The following is a 1098-nucleotide window of genomic DNA, read 5'->3' as shown; positions in this document are numbered from 1 at the left end:
CGAGCCGGATCCGGTGCTGCCGGCCGGTGTGGCGTCGTCGCCGGGTCGGGTGTTGTCGTTCGCCCAACAACGCCTGTGGTTCCTGCACACCCTCGACCCGAAATCCACCGCCTACAACACCCAGACCGCCTGGCACATCGACGGCGAACTCAACCTCGACCACCTCGACACCGCCATCACCGAGATCATCCACCGACACGAAGTCCTGCGCACCACCTTCACCGAACACGACGGCATCCCCGTCCAGATCATCCACCCGCCGACCACCCACCAAAGCACCCGCCACGACCTCACCCACATCAACCCGGACCACCACGACCACCACATCCACGACATCCTGCGCGCCGAACTCGACCAACCGTTCGACCTCACCACCGGCCCGTTACTGCGCAGCCACGTCCTCCAACTCACCCCCACCACGCATGTCCTCTGCCTCACCTGGCACCACATCGTCCTCGACGGCTGGTCCGTCGGCCTCTTCCACACCGAACTCCACCACCTCTACACCGACCTCACCCACCACCGAACCCCCTCACTACCACCCCTCCACACCCAGTACGCCGACATCGCCCAACGCCAGCGTCACCACTGGCAAACCACCGACGCCCAACACCACCTCGAACAACTCGCCGCACGACTACGCGACGCCCCACCCGTCTGCCACCCACCCACCGACCGGCCCCGCCCCGACACCGGACCCGGCCCCACCGCCATCCACCACAGCCAACTGGCCCCCGACACCACCACCACCCTCACCACCCTCGCCGCCCAAACCGGCTCCACCCCCTTCGGCATCCTCCTCGCCGCATTCCAACTCCTCATCCACCGCTACACCACCCAGAACCCCGTCGTCATCGGCACCCCCCTCACCGGCCGCACCGACCCCGACGCCGAAAAACTCATCGGCTTCTTCGTCAACACCCTCCCCCTCGCCGTCGACATCCACCCCCACCACACCTTCCGCCAATTCCTGCACCACTCCCGCACCGTCCTCATGCACGCCGTCACCCACCAGGACATCCCCTTCGACAAACTCGTCGAACACACCCAACCCACCCGCGACCGCCACACCCCACCCCTCATCCAAACCGTCTTCAC

The 1098-nt window shown here is 66.4% G+C and carries 1 protein-coding gene; it reads left to right on the top strand.

Annotation, left to right across the window (positions count from 1 at the left end; all coding sequences use genetic code 11):
* The coding region (locus tag ACFHW0_RS31630) for a condensation domain-containing protein (protein ID WP_416613289.1) at positions 1 to 1098 on the top strand (1098 nt) is incomplete at both ends.

Source organism: Micromonospora sp. LOL_025, assembly GCF_048060285.1.
Classification (GTDB): Bacteria; Actinomycetota; Actinomycetes; order Mycobacteriales; family Micromonosporaceae; genus Micromonospora.
The sequence above is the reverse complement of the archived record's forward strand: the minus strand, read 5'-3'. Positions and strand labels throughout refer to the sequence as shown.